General features: G+C 69.4%; 11 protein-coding genes. 10 read left to right on the forward strand and 1 reads right to left on the reverse strand.

Features of this window, described 5'->3' with window-relative positions; genetic code table 11:
• Positions 1–142 precede the first annotated feature (142 nt).
• The 3 genes from G4D87_RS15095 to G4D87_RS15105 all read left to right on the forward strand — a co-directional run bounded on the left by G4D87_RS15095 (position 143) and on the right by G4D87_RS15105 (position 1,685).
• A complete protein-coding gene (locus G4D87_RS15095; RefSeq protein ID WP_163782764.1) occupies positions 143–991 on the forward strand; it encodes a 2-oxo acid dehydrogenase subunit E2 in 849 nt (282 codons plus the stop codon).
• A 30-nt stretch (positions 992–1,021) separates the two neighbouring features.
• Entirely contained in the window at positions 1,022–1,249 is a 228-nt protein-coding gene (locus tag G4D87_RS15100; RefSeq protein WP_163782765.1) for a hypothetical protein, read from the forward strand.
• 79 nt (positions 1,250–1,328) lie between these two features.
• Positions 1,329–1,685 carry a TipAS antibiotic-recognition domain-containing protein gene (locus G4D87_RS15105; protein ID WP_163782766.1) on the forward strand — a complete coding sequence of 119 codons (357 nt, stop codon included), beginning with the start codon at positions 1,329–1,331 and terminating at the stop codon, positions 1,683–1,685.
• Between the two features lie 97 nt (positions 1,686–1,782).
• Here the strand turns inward: G4D87_RS15105 and G4D87_RS39400 are convergent, their stop codons facing one another.
• Complete coding sequence (locus G4D87_RS39400; RefSeq protein WP_240358292.1) at positions 1,783–2,451, reverse strand: bZIP transcription factor; 669 nt, start codon at positions 2,449–2,451, stop codon at positions 1,783–1,785.
• 819 nt (positions 2,452–3,270) lie between these two features.
• On the opposite strand from G4D87_RS39400, the gene G4D87_RS15115 reads away from it, so the two are divergent.
• From G4D87_RS15115 to G4D87_RS15145, 7 genes are all read left to right on the forward strand, one after another.
• On the forward strand, positions 3,271–4,155 hold the full coding sequence (locus G4D87_RS15115) for a hypothetical protein (RefSeq protein WP_163782767.1): 885 nt from the start codon (positions 3,271–3,273) through the stop codon (positions 4,153–4,155).
• Between the two features lie 200 nt (positions 4,156–4,355).
• Positions 4,356–11,780 carry a HAMP domain-containing protein gene (locus G4D87_RS15120; protein WP_163782768.1) on the forward strand — a complete coding sequence of 2,475 codons (7,425 nt, stop codon included), beginning with the start codon at positions 4,356–4,358 and terminating at the stop codon, positions 11,778–11,780.
• Positions 11,781–11,902: 122 nt separating this feature from the next.
• A complete protein-coding gene (locus tag G4D87_RS15125; RefSeq protein WP_163782769.1) occupies positions 11,903–13,885 on the forward strand; it encodes a hybrid sensor histidine kinase/response regulator in 1,983 nt (660 codons plus the stop codon).
• Between the two features lie 84 nt (positions 13,886–13,969).
• Positions 13,970–14,470, forward strand: a complete 501-nt coding sequence (locus G4D87_RS15130; protein WP_176411715.1) for a sigma-70 family RNA polymerase sigma factor — start codon at positions 13,970–13,972, stop codon at positions 14,468–14,470.
• A complete protein-coding gene (locus tag G4D87_RS15135; RefSeq protein ID WP_163782771.1) occupies positions 14,467–15,186 on the forward strand; it encodes an anti-sigma factor in 720 nt (239 codons plus the stop codon). Before G4D87_RS15130 ends, G4D87_RS15135 begins: the two co-directional genes overlap by 4 nt.
• Positions 15,183–16,709 (forward strand): caspase family protein, encoded by a 1,527-nt coding sequence (locus G4D87_RS15140; RefSeq protein ID WP_163782772.1) that lies wholly within the window; start codon positions 15,183–15,185, stop codon positions 16,707–16,709. Before G4D87_RS15135 ends, G4D87_RS15140 begins: the two co-directional genes overlap by 4 nt.
• 65 nt (positions 16,710–16,774) lie before the next feature.
• Positions 16,775–18,673, forward strand: a complete 1,899-nt coding sequence (locus G4D87_RS15145) for an Ig-like domain-containing protein (RefSeq protein ID WP_163782773.1) — start codon at positions 16,775–16,777, stop codon at positions 18,671–18,673.
• The last annotated feature ends 21 nt before the right edge of the window (positions 18,674–18,694 follow it).

An 18,694-nucleotide genomic window follows, 5' to 3' on the forward strand; every position in this document is an offset into this window, starting at 1 on the left:
GGGCGAGAGACAGGGCCAGGGCGATGGGCGTCATGTCGGGGCCTCGGGGGAGGAAAGCCCCTGTCTAACAGGGCGGCGGGCCAGGCGCAGGGCTCCGCACGGTTGCAGGGGGCCGGGCTCCGTGCGAAGGCGGACGCCGCCCGTGCACCTCGACCTTCAACCCGCACCCCCCGCCGGTGCCTTCCGCAAGCTCGCCCTGGGGACGTGGCGCTCGCCGGGAGACCCCAGCGCCTATGCGGCGGTGGAGGTGCGCATGGAGCGGGCGGTGGCCTTCCTCGAGGCCTTCCGCGCCCGGACGGGACAGCGCCTCACGGTGACGCACCTGGTGGCCAAGGCCGCCGCGGATGCGCTGCGCCGCCATCCGGAGGCGAACGTCCTGATGCGCTGGAATCGCCCCTGGAGGCGCAAGGAGGTCGGCGTCTGCGTGTTGGTGGTGCAGCCCGCGCAGACCGGGCGCGCGGACCTGACGACGGCCACGGTGCACCGCGCGGACGCGCTGTCCCTGGGCGCCTTCGCGGAGACGATGGCCTCGCGCATCGAGGCGGTCCGAGCGCGCCGGGATGCCGTCATCGAACGGGGCAAGCGGCGCTCCTCGCTCCTCCCTGGCTTCCTGATGGGGCTGGCGCTGCGGCTGCTGTCCTTCGTGTGGTTCACGCTGAACGTGGACCTGCGCTGGGTGGGCATGCCGTGGGACCCGTTCGGCTCGGTGGCGGTGACGAGCCTGGGCTCGCTGGGGCTGGAGCGGGGCTATGTGGCCCTGGTGCCGTACACGCGCGTGCCCTTCCTGTTGGCTCCGGGCTCGGTGCGGACGGAGCCCGTGCTGGACGCGGGCGCGCTGGTGCCTGGGCAGGTGATGACGCTCACCTGCACCTGGGACGCCCGGCTCATCGGCGTGGAGGACGCCGCGCGTGTCCTGCGCGACATCGGCGCCGCGTTGGAGGACCCGGAGGGGACGTGGGGCGGGGCTGCGAGCGGTGCGGAGGTGGGGTAGCATCGGGCCGCTGCTTCGAAAGGGGCCTTCATGTCCGTGGATACGAACCGCCGTGTCATTGCATCGCGCCCCGTGGGCCGCGCGCTCGGTGGACAGGACCGCTTCGAAAAGGAGTCGCTGGAAGGCCCCGCGGAGGGCGGCCTCGCGATGACGCGGCGGCAGCGGATGGCGGGCGGCTCGCTGCGGGCTGGAGAGGAGAGCCCGTTCGCCGCGAAGCTGCGGAAGCTGGCGGGTGGCGCTCCGGATGATGAGCGCTGAATCCGCTTGAGCCTCACGCCGCGTGAGGCCGTACCCACCTCATCACGCCACACTGCCGTGGCGGGATGAGGTGTGAATCATGTTCGAAAAGCACTACACGCCGGAGCAGCTCCAGCAGTTGAAGGCCCGCCGCGAGGCCCTGGGCGAGGAGGCCATCCGCCAGGTCGAGGCCGAGTGGCCCCAGCTCATCGCCCGCGTCCGCGCGGAGCTGGACCAGGGCACGGACCCCACGAGCGAGCCGGTGCGCTCGCTGGCCTTGCGCTGGCGGGAGCTGCTGAAGGCGTTCACGGGGGGCGACCCTGGCATCGAAGGGGCGCTGAACGCGACGCATCAGCAGGAGCCCGAGGTCGCGGCGAAGCACGGGTTGGACCCCGCGCTCTTCGCCTACATCGGCAAGGCCATGGCCAGTCTGGAGGAGCCGGCGTCGCCGGGGTGAGGCCGCCTGCTTCGTCGTCGCTGGATTCAGTCACGGCGCTCCAGGCACGTCCCTGGGGCGCTGTGTCACCGAACGCGAGGCGTGGATGCGCGAGGCCTCAGCGCCTGCGGCCGGGATAGGCCTGAATCTGCGTGGCGTAGGTGTCACCGTCCGCGATGTAGTTGAACGCGGCCTGCACGGGCGTGCCCGCGGAGAGCTGTTTCGGTGAGACGCGCTTGCCGTTGGCGCTGATGCGGGTGGTGTTGGTGACGAACAGGTTGAAGGTGTCTCCGGACTCCGCGTCGCGGACCACGACGCGGTCTTCCCCGACGGAAGCCACCCGCCCTTGCATGACGACGCTGGCCAGCACCGTGGAGTCCGTGTCCGCGTCGGGCGCCGTGGCCTGCATCCCTGAGCCGCCCGTGCCCGTGTCATCGCGCCGCAATGTGTCCACCTCGGCTTCGAGCCGCTGGACCTGGTCGCGAAGCCGCGCGACCTCTTGCTCGAGGTTCTCGGGCCGCGCGCCGTTGGCTGCCTGCGTGTCCGTTGCGCCGCCGCTGACCGCGCCGCCCGTGGTCGCGCCAGCCGGTGCTGCACTGCCACCTGTCGGGCTGCCCTGGTTCGACGCGGGGGACTGCGGTCCCATCGTGCTGCCGCTGGCGGCGTTCGCGGGTGTCTCGGGCTGCCCGCTGCCACCGATACCCGGCTGTGGGGTGTCCCCGCGTGTCGCGCCCGCGGGTGGCGCGGCAACGGGCTCCGCGCCGGTGTTGGTCTCAATCGAGTCCATCGAGCTTCGTCCCAAATCATCGGGAGCCAACTGCGTTGGCGGAGTGAAGTTGCCCGGTTCAGAGGCTCCCTGTGGCTGGAGGGGGCCTGGCGTTCCGCCTGTCGCCGTGCCTCCGGCCGAGCCACCGCCTGCTGACTGGGCAAGCCCAGCCGACGAAGTAAGAAGGCTGAAGCTCAGGGCGGCATGGGTGATGGCGCGTCGCATGGTCGGTTCCTTTCTCTTTGCCTCGCAAAGGTGAGGTCCGGGAGCGAGGCGGCAAGCGCGGGAACAGGCGAACAGCCAGGAGGATGGCCGCATGTCGGGAGCGTTGGCGTCAGGATGCTCCTGTCGAGTCCTCCCTCGGGCCCCTCAGCGCCGGGGACATGACGGCTCACGAGCGAGGAAGCTCAGCTCCAGCGCCGCCGCTCGTGAGCACCGCTGCCTCCGTCATGGCCGCATTCACCCGGGGACTCCGGTGAGCCCGCCCCTGGACGGGGCTTCAGAGCGTGCTGTTCGGAAATGTCGGGGGTTTTGCGCCACAAATGTCCCGACATTTTCGAACAGCGCGTTGATGCTCAGCGTCACCAGGTGCTGTTCGGCAGTCCCATGGTGAGCGCTCAGTTGGGCATCGAGGGTGTGGACCCAAGGCGTCCGCGTGCTGTCCGCTTCGCGCGATGTACGCGGCGCCTTCTCCCTCACCATGCGGGCGTTGTCTCCCTTTCAGAACAGAATGACACGGCCACCCTTCGGCCCCGTTCTGTGCTGTCGTGGGGAATCGAACTGGGACGTAGCGCCGGGCCGCTGTTGACACCACCACCCGGCAAGGTCGGGAGCGCCGCCGTGAGTGGACGGGAGAGTCCGGTGTCTGGGGGCAAGGCGGCGCGCGCTTCCGCCAAGGAGGCCCGCCTGCGCCGAGCCGGTCCATGGCCGCTCACCGTGGCCACCGCCGCCGCGCTCGGGCTGCTCGTCTACGTCGCCACCACCAGCCTGCCCTACCTCATCTCCGCGCCCACGTCGGATCCGCACTTCGGCGCGCTGAACCACTGCCTCGCCCGTCACCTGCAGCGCCCCCTGCTGGGCTGGGCCGTCTCGCCGGATGCCTCGCGCGCCGCCGTCTATGGCGCCCAGGCCATGGCGGTCTGCACCCTGCCGGAGGGCTCCCGGAGACTTCCCCTGGCGGGCATCCGCGCCGTCACCTTCGACCGGGAGAATCGCCTCTGGTGGTCGCGGGCCGGACAGCTCTGGCGCGACGACGGGGCCGAGGCCCGGCGCATGGGCGACTTCTCCCCGGTGTCGCTCGTCAGCCACGGGAGCGGGGTGCTGGCGCTCGACGCGGAGGGCCAGCTCGTCTCGGTGGCGCCTGACGGAGCGGTGCTGGGGCAGGCGCCGGTGTCCAGGGCGGAGGCACGGCTGTCCGTGGGAGCGGAGGGCACCTTCGCCGCCGTGCTCGACGGGGCCTCGCTCCGCTTCTACGAAGCGCGCACCCTCACCCCCCTCCCCGTGGAGGTGCCGTGTGAAGCGGAGGGACTCTGGTGGCTCGAGCGTCCCGAGCGCGTCCTGATCGCCTGCGCCCAGGACGCCGAGCAGGCTTTCGTGGTGGACCTCCGGACCGCCCGGTACGAGCCGGCGAGGCGCCCGTCCGGGACGCCTGCTCGGAGGCTCCTCGGACGGCCCCTCTATGTGCACGGCTGCGACGGATTTCCGTGCACGGCCCCCGCCCCCTGAGATGTTGGTATGAGGCGCGGCGTCCCGTGCCTTTCACGGGCGGTCCGGCCTCCTGAACCACCGCGTTCATTGGTGAACGCTCAGGGGTCCGCGGGGCCTGCATTGAATCGACAAGCCCGCGAACTCCCTGGAGATTCACCCCAGCCCGGGCGCCGCTTCAGCGCAGCCAGCAGCGTTCATCCCGATCAGAGGTTTCTCGCGTGGACGACACCAAGGTTCCCCAATCCCCGACCAACGGCCGCAAGCGTGCCTCCGCGCGCAAGCCTTCGGGGAACGGCACTTCCCGCCCGGAGGAGCCCGCTCGCGAGGTGGCCTCCTCCGCGGTCAACCGCGTGCGCGGCGACCGAGGACGACCCCGCTCCACCTCGCCAGCCGACCTTGAGGCGGCACCGAAGCCCGCCCGTCGCAACACCCGGGGCCGCGGCGCGCGCGCGTCCAGCCCGCGGAGCCAGGGACGCGGCGGCCATCCGCTGCAGCCCCTGCTCGCCGCGCTTCGTTCGGTGCACGGCGGGGACTTCACCGTGCGGCTCCCCGGCGGCGCCACCGACCCGGTGATGGAGGAGATCGCCAGCGCCTTCAACGCCGTGGTGTCGCTCAACGCCACCCTGACGCAGGAAGTGGTCCGCGTGGAGCGCGTGGTGGGCCGCGAGGGCCGCATGGGCGAGCGCGTGTCGCTGGGCGACGTGCGCGGCGACTGGGCCCACAGCATCAACTCCATCAACTCGCTCATCGGCGACCTGGTGCAGCCCACCACGGAGGTGGCGCGCGTGCTGGTGGCCGTGGCGCAGGGCGACCTCACCCAGAAGATGGCGCTGGAGATTGATGGCCAGCCCGTCAAGGGCGAGTTCCTCCGCATTGGCACCACCGTCAACGCGATGCTGGACCAGCTCAACTCGTTCGCCGCCGAGGTGACGCGCGTGGCCCGCGAGGTGGGCAGCGACGGCAAGCTGGGCGGTCAGGCCGAGGTGCGCGGCGTGTCCGGCGTGTGGAAGGACCTCACGGACAACGTGAACCTGATGGCCAACAACCTCACGGCCCAGGTGCGCAACATCGCCGAGGTGTCCACCGCGGTGGCCAACGGCGACTTGTCCAAGAAAATCACCGTGGACGCGCGCGGCGAGGTCTTCGAGCTCAAGAGCACCATCAACACCATGGTGGACCAGCTCAACGGCTTCGCCTCCGAGGTGACGCGCGTGGCGCGCGAGGTGGGCACCGAGGGCAAGCTGGGCGGTCAGGCCGCGGTGCCCGGCGTGTCCGGCACGTGGAAGGACCTCACCGACAACGTGAACTTCATGGCCTCCAACCTCACCACCCAGGTGCGGGGCATCGTGAAGGTGGTGACGGCCGTCGCCAACGGCGACCTCACCCAGAAGCTGATGGTGCCGTCGCAGGGGGAGATTGCCGCGCTGGGCGCCACGCTCAACGCGATGACGGACACCCTCAACGTCTTCGCGCAGCAGGTGACCAGCGTCGCGCGCACGGTGGGCGTGGAAGGCAAGCTGGGCGCCCAGGCCCAGGTGCCCGGCGCCGCCGGGACGTGGAAGGACCTCACGGACAACGTGAACCTGATGGCCAGCAACCTCACGGCCCAGGTGCGCAACATCGGCGAGGTGACGACGGCCGTCGCCAAGGGCGACCTGTCCAAGAAAATCACGGTCGACGTGCGCGGCGAGGTGCTGGAGCTCAAGGACACCATCAACACCATGGTGGACCAGCTCCGCGCCTTCGCCTCCGAGGTGACGCGCGTGGCCCGCGAGGTGGGCACCGACGGCAAGCTGGGCGGCCAGGCCGACGTGAAGGGCGTGGGCGGCGTGTGGAAGGACCTCACGGACAACGTGAACTACATGGCCTCCAACCTCACCACGCAGGTGCGCAACATCGCGCTGGTGACGACGTCGGTGGCCAACGGCGACTTGTCCAAGAAAATCACCGTGGACGCGCGCGGCGAAATCCTGGAGCTGAAGAACACCATCAACACCATGGTGGACCAGCTCAACAGCTTCGCCTCCGAGGTGACGCGCGTGGCGCGCGAGGTCGGCACCCACGGCAAGCTGGGCGGCCAGGCCGAGGTGCGCGGCGTGTCCGGGACGTGGAAGGACCTCACGGACAACGTGAATGTCATGGCCGTCAACCTCACCACGCAGGTGCGCGGCATCGCCAAGGTGGTGACGGCCGTCGCCAACGGTGACCTCACCCAGCGCCTGAAGATGGAGGCCAAGGGCGAGGTCGCCGAGCTGGCCGACACCATCAACGCGATGACGCAGACGCTGTCCATCTTCGCGCAGCAGGTGACGGACGTGGCGCGCACGGTGGGCGTGGAGGGCAAGCTGGGCGCCCAGGCGGTGGTGCCGGGCGTCGCGGGCACGTGGAAGGACCTCACCAACAACGTGAACCTGCTCGCCAACAACCTCACCGACCAGGTCCGCAACATCGCGGAGGTGACGACGGCCGTCGCCAGGGGTGACCTGTCGCGCAAGATTACCGTCGACGCCAAGGGCGAGGTGCTGGAGCTCAAGAGCACCATCAACACCATGGTGGATCAGCTCAACAGCTTCGCCGCCGAGGTGACGCGCGTCGCGAAGGAGGTCGGCACCGAGGGCAAGCTGGGCGGCCAGGCGGAGGTGCGCGGCGTGTCCGGCGTGTGGAAGGACCTCACGGACAACGTGAACTTCATGGCCGTCAACCTCACCACGCAGGTGCGCGGCATCGTGCGCGTGGTGACGGCGGTGGCCAACGGCGACCTGAACCAGAAGCTGACCCTGGACGCCAAGGGGGAGATTGCCGCGCTCGCGGACACCATCAACGCGATGACGCAGACGCTGTCCATCTTCGCGCAGCAGGTGACGGACGTGGCGCGCACGGTGGGCGTGGAAGGCAAGCTGGGCGCCCAGGCGGAAGTGCCGGGCGTCGCGGGCACGTGGAAGGACCTCACCAACAACGTGAACCTGCTGGCCAACAACCTCACGGCGCAGGTGCGCAACATCGCCGAGGTGACGACGGCCGTCGCCAACGGCGATTTGTCCAAGAAGATTACCGTCGACGCCAAGGGCGAGGTGCTGGAGCTCAAGAGCACCATCAACACCATGGTGGACCAGCTCCGCGCCTTCGCCGCCGAGGTGACGCGCGTCGCGAAGGAGGTCGGCACCGAGGGCAAGCTGGGCGGGCAGGCCGACGTGAAGGACCTGTCCGGCGTGTGGAAGGACCTCACGGACAACGTGAATGTCCTGGCCGGCAACCTCACGGACCAGGTGCGCAACATCGCCAAGGTGACCACGGCGGTGGCCAACGGTGACCTGTCCCAGAAAATCACCGTCTCCGTGAAGGGCGAGGTGCTGGAGCTGAAGAACACCATCAACACCATGGTGGACCAGCTCCGCGCCTTCGCCTCCGAGGTGACCCGCGTCGCCAAGGAGGTCGGCACCGAGGGCAAGCTGGGCGGTCAGGCCGCGGTGCCCGGCGTCGCCGGCACGTGGAAGGACCTCACGGACAATGTGAATGTCCTGGCCGGCAACCTCACGGACCAGGTGCGCAACATCGCCAAGGTGACCACGGCGGTGGCCAACGGCGACTTGTCGCAGAAAATCTCGGTGGAGGCCCGGGGCGAAATCCTGGAGCTGAAGAGCACCATCAACACCATGGTGGACCAGCTCCGCGCCTTCGCCGCCGAGGTGACCCGCGTCGCGAAGGAGGTGGGGACGGACGGCAAGCTGGGCGGTCAGGCCGCGGTGCCCGGCGTCGCCGGGACGTGGAAGGACCTCACGGACAACGTGAACAGCATGGCCTCCAACCTCACCGCGCAGGTGCGCAACATCGCGCTGGTGACAACGGCGGTGGCCAATGGCGACCTGTCCAAGAAGATCACGGTCGACGCCAAGGGCGAAATCCTGGAGCTGAAGGACACCATCAACATCATGGTGGACCAGCTCAACAGCTTCTCCGCGGAGGTGACGCGCGTCGCGCGCGAGGTCGGCACCGAGGGCAAGCTGGGCGGTCAGGCGGAGGTGCGGGGCGTGTCCGGCGTGTGGAAGGACCTCACGGACAACGTGAACTTCATGGCCCGCAACCTCACCACGCAGGTGCGCGGCATCGTCAAGGTGGTGACGGCCGTCGCCAACGGCGACTTGAAGCAGAAGCTGGCCGTGGAGGCGAAGGGCGAGGTCGCCGCGCTGGCGGAGACCATCAACAACATGACGGACACGCTGGGCACCTTCGCCGAGCAGGTGTCCACGGTGGCGCGCGAGGTGGGCGTCGAAGGGAAGCTGGGCGGCCAGGCCCGCGTGCCCGGTGTGGCTGGCACGTGGAAGGACCTCACGGACAACGTGAACTTCATGGCCTCCAACCTCACGACGCAGGTGCGAGGCATCGTCAAGGTGGTGACGGCCGTCGCCAACGGCGACCTGACGCAGAAGCTGGCCGTGGAGGCGAAGGGCGAGGTCGCCGCGCTGGCGGAGACCATCAACAACATGACGGACACGCTGGGCACCTTCGCCGACCAGGTGACGACGGTGGCGCGCGAGGTGGGCATCGAAGGGAAGCTGGGCGGCCAGGCCCGCGTGCCCGGCGCGCGCGGCACGTGGCGGCAGCTCACGGACAACGTGAACCAGCTGGCCGGCACCCTGACGAGCCAGCTGCGCGCCATCTCCGACGTGGCCACCGCGGTGACGAAGGGGGACCTCACGCGCAGCATCACCGTCGTGGCGGAGGGCGAGGTCGCCGCGCTGAAGGACAACATCAACCAGATGATCGTCAACCTGCGTGAGACGACGCAGAAGAACCAGGAGCAGGACTGGCTCAAGACGAACCTGGCGAAGTTCAGCGGCATGATGCAGGGCCAGAAGAGCCTGGACGCCGTCAGCCGCCTCATCATGAGCGAGCTGACGCCGCTGGTCTCCGCGCACCACGGCGCCTTCTTCCTGGTGGACGGCGTCGAGGCGGGAGTGCCGCTGCTCAAGCTCACCAGCACCTACGCGTACCGGGAGCGAAAGAACATCGCCAACCGGTTCCGCTTCGGTGAGGGCCTGATAGGCCAGTGCGCGCTGGAGCGGAAGACCATCCTGCTCACCCACGTGCCGGAGGACTACATCACCATCTCCTCCGGGCTGGGCGAGGCCGCGCCGCTCAATATCATCGTCCTGCCCGTCCTCTTCGAGGGCGAGGTGAAGGCCGTCATCGAGCTGGCCTCCTTCCACGCGTTCAGCGCCATCCACCAGATCTTCCTGGACCAGCTCACGGAGACCATTGGCGTGGTGCTGAACATGATCATCGCCAACATGCGCACCGAGCAGCTCCTGCTCCAGTCGCAGGACCTGACGCAGGAGCTCCAGAGCCAGTCCAATGAGCTGACGCAGCAGCAGGACGCGCTCAAGCGCAGCAACATCGAGCTGGAGGAGAAGGCGACGCTCCTGGAGGAGCAGAACCGCCGCGTGGAGGAGAAGAACAACGAGGTGGAGCGCGCCCGCGTCAGCCTGGAGGAGAAGGCCGAGCAGCTCACCGTCATCTCCAAGTACAAGAGCGAGTTCCTGGCCAACATGAGCCACGAGCTGCGCACGCCGCTCAACTCGCTGCTCATCCTGGCCAAGCTGCTGTCGGACAACAAGGACGGCAACCTCAGCACCAAGCAGGTGGAGTACGCGAACACCATCTACGCCTCCGGCGGAGACCTGCTCAGCCTCATCAACGAAATCCTCGACCTGTCCAAGGTGGAGGCCGGGAAGATGCAGGTGGAGCCGCGGGACATCGTCCTCACCGAGCTCAACCAGTTCATCGAGCGCAGCTTCCTCCCCGTCGCGGAGCAGAAGGGCCTGTCCTTCACCGTGGAGGTGGGGCCCGGCGCGCCGCGCCACATCCGCACCGACCCTCAGCGGCTCCAGCAGGTGCTCAAGAATCTGCTGTCCAACGCCTTCAAGTTCACCGACGAGGGCAGCGTCCAGCTGAAGGTGAAGCAGGTCGAGGCAGGCACGCACTTCGACCACGAGACGCTGCGGCGCTCGCGGTACGTGCTCGGCTTCGCGGTGTCGGACACGGGCATCGGCATCGCGCGGGACAAGCAGCGCCTCATCTTCGAGGCGTTCCAGCAGGCGGACGGCTCCACCGCGCGCAAGTACGGCGGCACGGGCCTGGGCCTGTCCATCAGCCGCGAAATCGCCAAGCTGCTGGGCGGCGAAATCCAGGTGACCAGTGAGCCCGGCCGCGGCAGCACCTTCACCCTCTACCTGCCGCCCGAGTACCTCAGCCCGGAGGAGGAGGGCCTGTCGTCCCTGCCGTCCCCGTACGAGCCTCCGCCCCGGCTGCCGCCGCCTCCGACGCCGGAGCCGCCGAGCGCGGAGCCGCCGGTCGCGCAGCCGGTGGCGGACAGCGGCCACGTGCTGGACGCGGCGCTGCCGCCGCCCATCGAGTCGCTGCTGACGCCCGTCGCCGTGGAGGATGACCGCGACCACATCCGCGAAGGGGACCGCGTCCTGCTGCTCATCGAGGACGACGTGAAGTTCGCCCGCATCATGGTGCAGATGGCGCGGGAGAAGGGCTTCAAGGCCCTGGTGGCCACGCGCGGTGACACCGGCCTGTCCATGGCCAACGAGTTCCAGCCGCACGCCATCACCCTGGACATCCAGCTCCCCGTGGTGGACGGCTGGAGCGTGTTGGACCGGCTCAAGCGCAACCCGCGCACGCGCCACATCCCCGTGCACGTCATCAGCGTCATGGACAAGAACCAGGGCAACTCGCAGGGCGCCTTCGGTTACCTCACCAAGCCCGTCAGCAAGGAGGGCCTGGAGCGGGTGTTCAACCAACTGGCCAGCTTCCTGGAGCGCAAGGAGCGCCGGCTGCTGCTGGTGGAGGACGACGACGTCCAGCGCGACAGCCTGGTGACGCTGCTCAGCGAGGGCGGCGACGTGGTGGTGACGGCCGTGGCCACCGGTGAGGAGGTGCTCCAGCGCCTGGAGACCGGCGAGTTCGACTGCGTCGTCATCGACCTGATGCTGCCCGACACCGACGGCATCCGGCTGGTGGAGGAGGTCAAGACGCAGAACCGCTTCCGCGACCTGCCCATCGTCATCTACACCGGCAAGGAGCTGACGCCCAAGGACGAGGCCCGGCTGCGCCGCTACACCGGCAGCGTCATCCTCAAGAGCGGGACGAAGAGCCCGGAGCAGCTGCTCAGCGACACGGCGCTGTTCCTCCACCGGCTGGACCAGAACCTGCCGCCGCGCGCGCGGGCCGCCCTGGCGCAGCGCAACGACAAGGACGCGGAGCTGTCCGCCAGGAAGGTCCTGGTGGTGGATGACGACATGCGCAACATCTTCGCGCTCACCAGCGTGCTGGAGAACCACGGCATGCAGGTGGTGTTCGCGGAGAACGGGCGCGCGGCCATTGAGATGCTCGAGCAGCACCGCGATGTCGACATCGTCCTCATGGACGTGATGATGCCGGAGATGGACGGCTATGAGACCATGCGGGCCATCCGCAAGGACCTCAAGTACTCCAGCCTCCCCATCATCGCGGTGACGGCCAAGGCGCTGAAGGACGACCGGGAGAAGTGCATGGCGGCCGGCGCGAGTGACTACCTGCCCAAGCCGGTGGACACCGACAAGCTCCTGGAGCTCATCCGTCTGTGGGTGACGGCTTGATTCACTGAGTGATGTTTACCGTACGGCGCTCCTCTTCCGGGCTTGGGTCCGGTCGAGGGGACGCCTAGCCTCTTCCACCTTGAGAAAAGGTAGGACCGGGGCAGATTCATCCGCCGACTTCAATGACGCCTAGCGAACACATCTCCGCGGACCGCAACCAGGAAAGGCCCTCCCCGCCCCGGGCGAGCATCCTGATGGTGGATGACCATCCATCCAACCTGCTCGCGCTCGAGGCCATCCTCGAGCCGCTCGGGCAGGAGCTGGTGAAGGCCACCAGCGGTGAGGAGGCGCTCAAGTTCCTGCTTCAGCGCGACTTCGCCGTCATCCTGATGGACGTCCAGATGCCGGGGCTGGACGGCTTCCAGACGGCCACGCTCATCAAGCAGCGCGAGCGCACGCGCACCATCCCCATCATCTTCCTCACCGCGCTCAGCCGCGACACGGCCCACGTCTTCAAGGGCTACGCGCACGGCGCGGTGGACTACCTGCTCAAGCCGTTCGACCCGGAAATCCTCCGCTCCAAGGTCAGCGTCTTCGTGGACCTGTTCCTCAAGGAGCAGCAGCTTCAGCGGCAGGCGGTGCTCCTGCGGCAGCGCGAGCGCGAGGCGATGGAGCGGCAGAGCGAGCTGCGCCACCTGCGGCTCACGGAGTCCTTGCCGGAGGTGATGTGGGCGGCGCGCTCGGACGGCAGCTTCACCTACGCCAACCGCGCCGCGCGGGACTACACCGGCATCCAGGCGGACCAGCCGCTGTCGCTCAACACCTTCCTGGAGTTCGTCCACGCGGCGGACCGCGAGGCCATGCGCGCCGCATGGGTGCAGGCCATCCGCATGGGGCAGCGCGTGGAGCGCGAGTTCCGCCTGCGCCGCTTCGACGGCGTGTACCGCTGGCACCTGGCGCGCGCGGTGCCGGAGCGGGACGAGAATGGCCTGCTGGCCGGCTGGATTGCCGTGGCCACGGACATCGACGACAAGCGCCGGGCGGAGGAGGCGCAGGGGCGCTTCAAGGCGACGCTGGACGCGACGCTGGACTGCGTCCTCATGTTCTCCCCGGACTCGCTGACGCTCACCTACGCCAACGCGGGCGCGGCCAAGCAGCTGGCCAGCAGCACCGAGGAGCTGGTGGGCCTGTCGGTGCTGGAGGTGGAGGGCGCCTTCGACGAGGCCGGCTTCCGCAAGCTGCTGGCGCCGCTGGTGAGTGGCACGTTGCCCAGCCAGACGTACTCCACCAGCCACCGCCGGCGGGATGGTTCGGAGGTGCCGGTGGAGGTGGTGCTCCAGTACGTGGCGGCGGACGGCGGCCCGGGGCGCTTCATCTCCGTGGCGCGCGACATCACCGAGCGGCAGCGGGCGGAGACGGCGCTGCGGCTGGCCAGCGAGGCGAAGGACTCCTTCCTCGCGGCGGCCAGCCATGAGCTGCGCACGCCGCTGGCCGCGGCCAAGGGCCACGCGCACCTGGCGCTGCTGAAGCTGGGCGGCGAGACGGAGTCCGGGCCGGGCAAGTCGCTCAAAATCATCAACCGGCAAATCGACCGGATGGCCAAGCTGGTGGAGGACCTGCTGGACATCAGCCGGCTCCAGGCAGGGCGCCTGTCGCTGGAGCTGGAGCGGTTCGACCTGAGCCACCTGGTGCAGGAGACGCGGGACCGCATGGCGGTGCTGTCGCAAGGCCATGAAATCCACGTCGAGGCGTCCGAGCAGCTCGAGGGGACGTGGGACCGGGGCCGGCTGGACCAGGTGCTGACGAACCTGCTGTCCAACGCCCTGCGCTACTCGCCGGAGGGCGGGCCCGTGTGGGTGCGGGTGCAGGGTGAGCGCGACGAGGGCGTCCACCTGTCGGTGACGGACACTGGCGTGGGCATCCCCAAGGAGAAGCAGGCGCTCATCTTCGAGCGCTTCGGCCGCGCGCACGGCAGCAAGTACGGCGGCCTGGGCCTGGGGCTCACCATCAGCCAGGGCATCGTGGAGCAGCACGGCGGCCGCATCTGGGTGGAGTCCCCGGGCGTGGCGGGGGAGGGCTCCTCCTTCCACGTCTGGCTGCCGCGCGAGACGGAGGCGCCTGCCGTCGCCGTGCCCCCGGAAGCAGTGACGCGCTCCACGAACTGAGCCTCCCGGGGGGAGCGGCGTTTTTTCTGGGGGGCGCGTTCCCACGCTGGCACGGTCGCGTGTCCAATGGAGCGTGGAGAGAAAATGGCCCGGGGACTAGGCGCCTCGGAGCTCGCCGACCTCTATGAAAAGTACGCGCCCACCGTCCACGGGAGGGCCAGGACCCTGCTCGGCCGCGATTCGGACGCCTGGGACGCCGTGCAGGAGGTCTTCTGCCGGCTCCTCCAGGCGGGTGGGGCGTTTCGCGCGGAGGCACGCCCCATGACCTACATCTTCCGGGTCACCACCCATGTCTGCCTCAACATGCTGCGGAGCCGGGCGCTGAAGGACGTCCCCGTCCAGGCGCCCACCGAAGCGGAGGCGGCTGGCGAGGACCCGCAGGAGGTGGAGGCGCGCAACCTGCTGCGGGTGCTGGCTCGCGAGCTGGATGACCGGGCCCTCCAGATTGCGACGCTCCACTTCGTGGACGCGCTCACCCAGGAGGAAATCGTGGAGGTGGTGGGCCTGTCGCGCAAGACGGTGGGGCGCGAATTGGAGAAGGTCCGCGTTCGCGCGCGGGAGCTGGCGCTGGAGCCCCGGTCATGAGCGGGCACCTGTCGAGGCTCGCGCTGGATGAGCTGGTCGTGGAAGACGCCCCCCCGCCCGCGCATCTCGCGACGTGTGCGCAGTGTCAGGCGAAGCTGGCGCGGCTGCGCGAGGCGGCGGGCGCGGCGCGTGTGGCGCCTGAGTTCGCGTGGACGCGAACCCGGGTGCTGGCGCAGCGCGCCGCACCTGCCCCCGCGCGGAGGCTCCTCCGGACGTGGCGGTGGGCGGTTCCACTGGCCCTGGCCTTGGGGCTGGCTTCGGTGGTGGTGCCGCGGGAGCCGCCGGAAGGCGTCCGCGTCAAGGGCGGTCCCTTCGTGTCCGTGGTGCGGCAGTCGGACGGCGCCGTGGATGCGCCGTTGTCGCCTGGGGACGTGGTGACGCTCTCGCTGAAGCCGGCGCCCTACCGGTATGCGTTGGTGTTCGCCACGGACGCGGCGGGCAAGGTGTCGCTCCTGTGGCCCGCGCGGGGCACGCAGTCGGGAGACCCGACGGCGCTGGTGATGCCGCCCACCTTCATCGTCACGCCCGGTGACTTCGTGCTGGATGCGTTCTTCTCGGACGCGCCGCTGCCGGCCGAGCCGGGCCGCGCGGCCCTGGCGATTCGCGCCGCCGCCTGCGCTGCCCTCGAGTTGTCTTCGGATTGCCAGCCTCCCGCGCGGCTCGAAGGCGCGGCGCACCACTACCGTCTCGCCGTCCCCGTGAGCTCCAGCCCATGATGCTGCTCTCGCTGTTGACCGCCGCGCTGTTGTCGCAGGCTCCCGTCGAGGAGGCTCCGCCGCCCAGGCGCTATGCGTTGCTCATCGGCGCCAACCGGGGGCTGGCCTCCGACGAGCCCCTGCGCTTCGCGGACGCGGACGCGCGCCGCATGTTCACCCTGTTCCGGGACGCGGGGGGCCTTCTCCCCGAGGATGCCCAGGTCGTCCTGGGCGCGGATGCCAGCCAGGTGAAGGCGGCGCTCGGGACGCTGCGCGAACGCATGGCGCGTGATGCCACGCCAGGCGACCAGCTCCTCGTCTACGTGTCGAGCCACGCCGACGGTGAGTCGCTGCACCTCTCCGGGACGCGCCTGCCGGTGAAGGACCTGGTGGCGTTCATGGAGGCGTCCCCGGTGGGGGTGGCGGTGATGTTCATCGACTCGTGCCGCTCTGGCGCGGCCACCCGCATCAAGGGCCTGGAGCCGGTGGAGGAGCGGCTGGTGCAGTGGTCCGCGCCCGCCATCAAGGGGCGCGTCATCGTCACGTCGTCCAGCGCGGACGAAGCCTCGCAGGAGGCCGATGACCTCCAGGGCTCGTTCTTCACGCACCACCTGCTGGCGGGACTGCGCGGGGCGGGGGACCTGAACCGGGATGGGCGCGTGACACTTCAGGAGTCCTATGCCTACGCGTACGGGCGCACGGTGGAGTCCACGCTGCTGACCCGCGCGGGGACGCAGCACCCGAACTTCCACTTCGATTTGAAGGGGCAGGGGGAGCTGGTGCTCACCGAGCCCGTGCTCGCGCCCAGCAGGCTGCTCATCACCGTGCCCGAGCCGGGCGAGTGGGTGGTGGCCTCGGAGCAGGACGGCATGGTGATGGGCGTGTTCTCCAAGGGCAGCGGTCCGGTGATGCTGGCCCTGCCGCCTGGGGGCTACCGCCTGCGTTCGCGGCGGGAGGACGCATGGCTGGAGCTGCGCGTCGCGGTGCCCGAACAAGGGCACGTGCTGGTGGACGAGCCGCTGCTCCGCCAGGGCGCGTTGGTGGCGATGCAGGAGAAGGGCCCCACGGGCTGGCGGGGCGCGGTCCACCTGGGGGGCTCCTTCTTGACGCGGACCGCCAGCAGCTTCGGCGCGGGCAAGGGGGGCCACCTCACCGCCGTGTTCAAAGCCCCCATCGAGCCGGGGCTGCTGGACGTGGTCTGGGGGACGTTCGCCGGGCGCGCCAGCACGTCCGCGTTGAGCCGAGGTATCCGCCAGACGGAGTGGTCCCTGCGGCTGGGAATGGGGCGCCGGTTCCACGGCGAGGTGGGGGCGCTGGTGCTCGGCCCCGAGCTGGGCGCGCTGTTCTTCCTCCAGAACGATGGGGGCACCTCCAGGCGGGGCGTGGCGACCTACGGCGGCGTGAGCGCTTCCGTTTGGGTGGGTGGAGCGGATGTGTCGCTGGTCGTCACGGGGGGCCTGGGCGGCGCGGTGATGCCGCTGCCCGAGGGCAACGTGCTACGGCCGCTCGCGAGCGCGGGGGCCGGGCTGGGCTGGAGTTTTTGAGAGGCCAGGTTCCCGTCCGCGTCGGTTCGCGTGTCCAAAGAGGCACATTCCTGTCAGGAGATTCGATGCCTCGCTCTTCCGTCGTGCCCCCGGCACTCGCCACGCTTCTCATCGCGGCGCTGGCCATGTCTGGCTGTGGTGAAATCTCAGATGGACAGCCAGGCAGCCCTTCCCCAAGCGACGCTCTGCGCCTGCAAATCAACAACGCACCGGAAATGGAGTACGCGAACGGAGTCCTCCCCGTCACGGTGCGAGCGCACGGGGGCACGCCAGAGACAGTGGAGGTCTTCTTGAATGGCTCGCTCCTGGCCACGCTGCTGCCGCCTTTCCAGTTCGAGTGGGACACAACCCAGCTGCCGGAGGGCGTGCATCAGCTTCAGGCTCGAACGCAATGGAAGGGGCACTCCCTCCTGAGCCCGAAGCATTCCGTGACGGTCGACCGCACGGGCCCCAGCGTCGTGAGCCGGTCGCCCATGAGCGGCCTCCGCGTGGGCCGCACGACGACCTTGGCGGTGACCTTCTCGGAGGCCCTCTGGCTCACTCAGGACGAAGGCCCTACGGCCAGTGTCCAGATAGAGGGCCGAACCCTGTCCCCGCGTATGTCGTTGTCCGAGGACCGCTTGACGCTGCATGCGCAGATAGACAAGCCAGAGGTGCTGCCGTCAACGGGCTCGGCTTCCGTGCCGCTGTGGAACGTCAGGGACCGGGCGGGAAACCACGCCGTACACAATGGGCTTCCTGTAGGGCACGTCGACTGGACCTGGGAGGTCGACCTTTTCCATCAAGAGTCTCCGCACTGGTCGCAGTGGCCGTCATCAGGGAGGGATGGCCCCGCCTCGGTGACGGACCGGCTGGCACTGGTCGTGGAACCGGACGGGGCGCCGGTGGCCGCGCTCGCCGATGCGCTCGGCAGCGCGCCGCTTGACGAGGCTGTGCGCGCGGCGGGCATCGTCGTGGGGCGCTTGGAAGACGGTGCCTGGCAGGAGGTCGGTGCCCCGGTCATCGCGCCAGGGGCCTCTCCGGAGGCCATCGTCTCTCATCCCCGCCTCGCGCTGGGCTCGGAGGGGCGTCTGGTGATGGCGTTCCTCCAGCGTGATGCCGCGGAGGCCAACCCCGCGCTCCACGTCTTTCAATGGTCGGTGGACACCTGGGCGCCGCTGGGCGCGCGTGTGAACGCGCCCGATGCCGCGGCGTTGCTGGGCGCCGCGCTCGCGGTCGACAGCGAAGGCCGCCCCATCGTGGCCTGGAGCGCCGCGGATGGAGTTCATGTCCACCGCTGGGAAGGTGGAGGGTGGCTGCGATTGGGAGACGTTCAGCGGGTGGGCACGGGGCCGGAGGCCACCGTCTCGGCATATGCGCCCGCGTTGAGCGTGGATGGCTCCGGGGGCGTCTTTCTGGCCTGGGCGGAGGCCGAGTCCTCGGCCGTTGGCGCGGGGCTGTACGTCCGCTATTGGAATGGTTCGGCTTGGGAGGCAAGGGAAGGGCGGCTTCTCCACGAAACCCAGGACAGTCTGCGGGAGCAGGCGACCGAGCCCGCGCTGGCCACGTTGCCGGATGGGCGGCCCATGGCGACCTGGGCTGAAGCCGACTTCTTGGGTTACCACCGGAAGGTGGTCGTGGCTGAATGGGTGGGTTCGGCGTGGGACCTCCGCGTCGTGATGGCCACGGGGTCCTACGTCCATGCGCGGGAGCGCCGCTGGCCTTCCGTCGCGGTGGATGGCAACGGGCACATCATGGTGACGTTTGCCGTGAGCTCTGGGGGTTACAGCAGCGGTTCGGCCTCCGGCGTCTACATGTACTGGCACCGGCGGGGCTCGTATGCGACGGACCACATCTCCTCGGATGGCTCCGTGTCTCCTTCGACGTTGGCGGTGGGGAGGTCCGGAAAACCGGTGATTGCGATCTCCAACTACAGTTCGTTGTACGGGGCCGACAGGGTGACGCTCGTCCAACTGAACGAGTAGGTGGGCTGACGGGGACGGGGC

It is taken from the genome of Myxococcus vastator (assembly GCF_010894475.1).
Taxonomy (GTDB): Bacteria; Myxococcota; Myxococcia; order Myxococcales; family Myxococcaceae; genus Myxococcus; species Myxococcus vastator.

Coding starts and splice junctions, on each gene's coding strand:
- G4D87_RS15140 (WP_163782772.1), top strand. CDS start 15,183: ATGATGCTGCTCTCGCTGTTGACCGCCGCGCTGTTGTCGCAGGCTCCC.
- G4D87_RS15105 (WP_163782766.1), top strand. CDS start 1,329: ATGTTCGAAAAGCACTACACGCCGGAGCAGCTCCAGCAGTTGAAGGCC.
- G4D87_RS15145 (WP_163782773.1), top strand. CDS start 16,775: ATGCCTCGCTCTTCCGTCGTGCCCCCGGCACTCGCCACGCTTCTCATC.
- G4D87_RS15135 (WP_163782771.1), top strand. CDS start 14,467: ATGAGCGGGCACCTGTCGAGGCTCGCGCTGGATGAGCTGGTCGTGGAA.
- G4D87_RS15125 (WP_163782769.1), top strand. CDS start 11,903: ATGACGCCTAGCGAACACATCTCCGCGGACCGCAACCAGGAAAGGCCC.
- G4D87_RS15100 (WP_163782765.1), top strand. CDS start 1,022: ATGTCCGTGGATACGAACCGCCGTGTCATTGCATCGCGCCCCGTGGGC.
- G4D87_RS15130 (WP_176411715.1), top strand. CDS start 13,970: ATGGCCCGGGGACTAGGCGCCTCGGAGCTCGCCGACCTCTATGAAAAG.
- G4D87_RS39400 (WP_240358292.1), bottom strand. CDS start 2,451: ATGGACTCGATTGAGACCAACACCGGCGCGGAGCCCGTTGCCGCGCCA.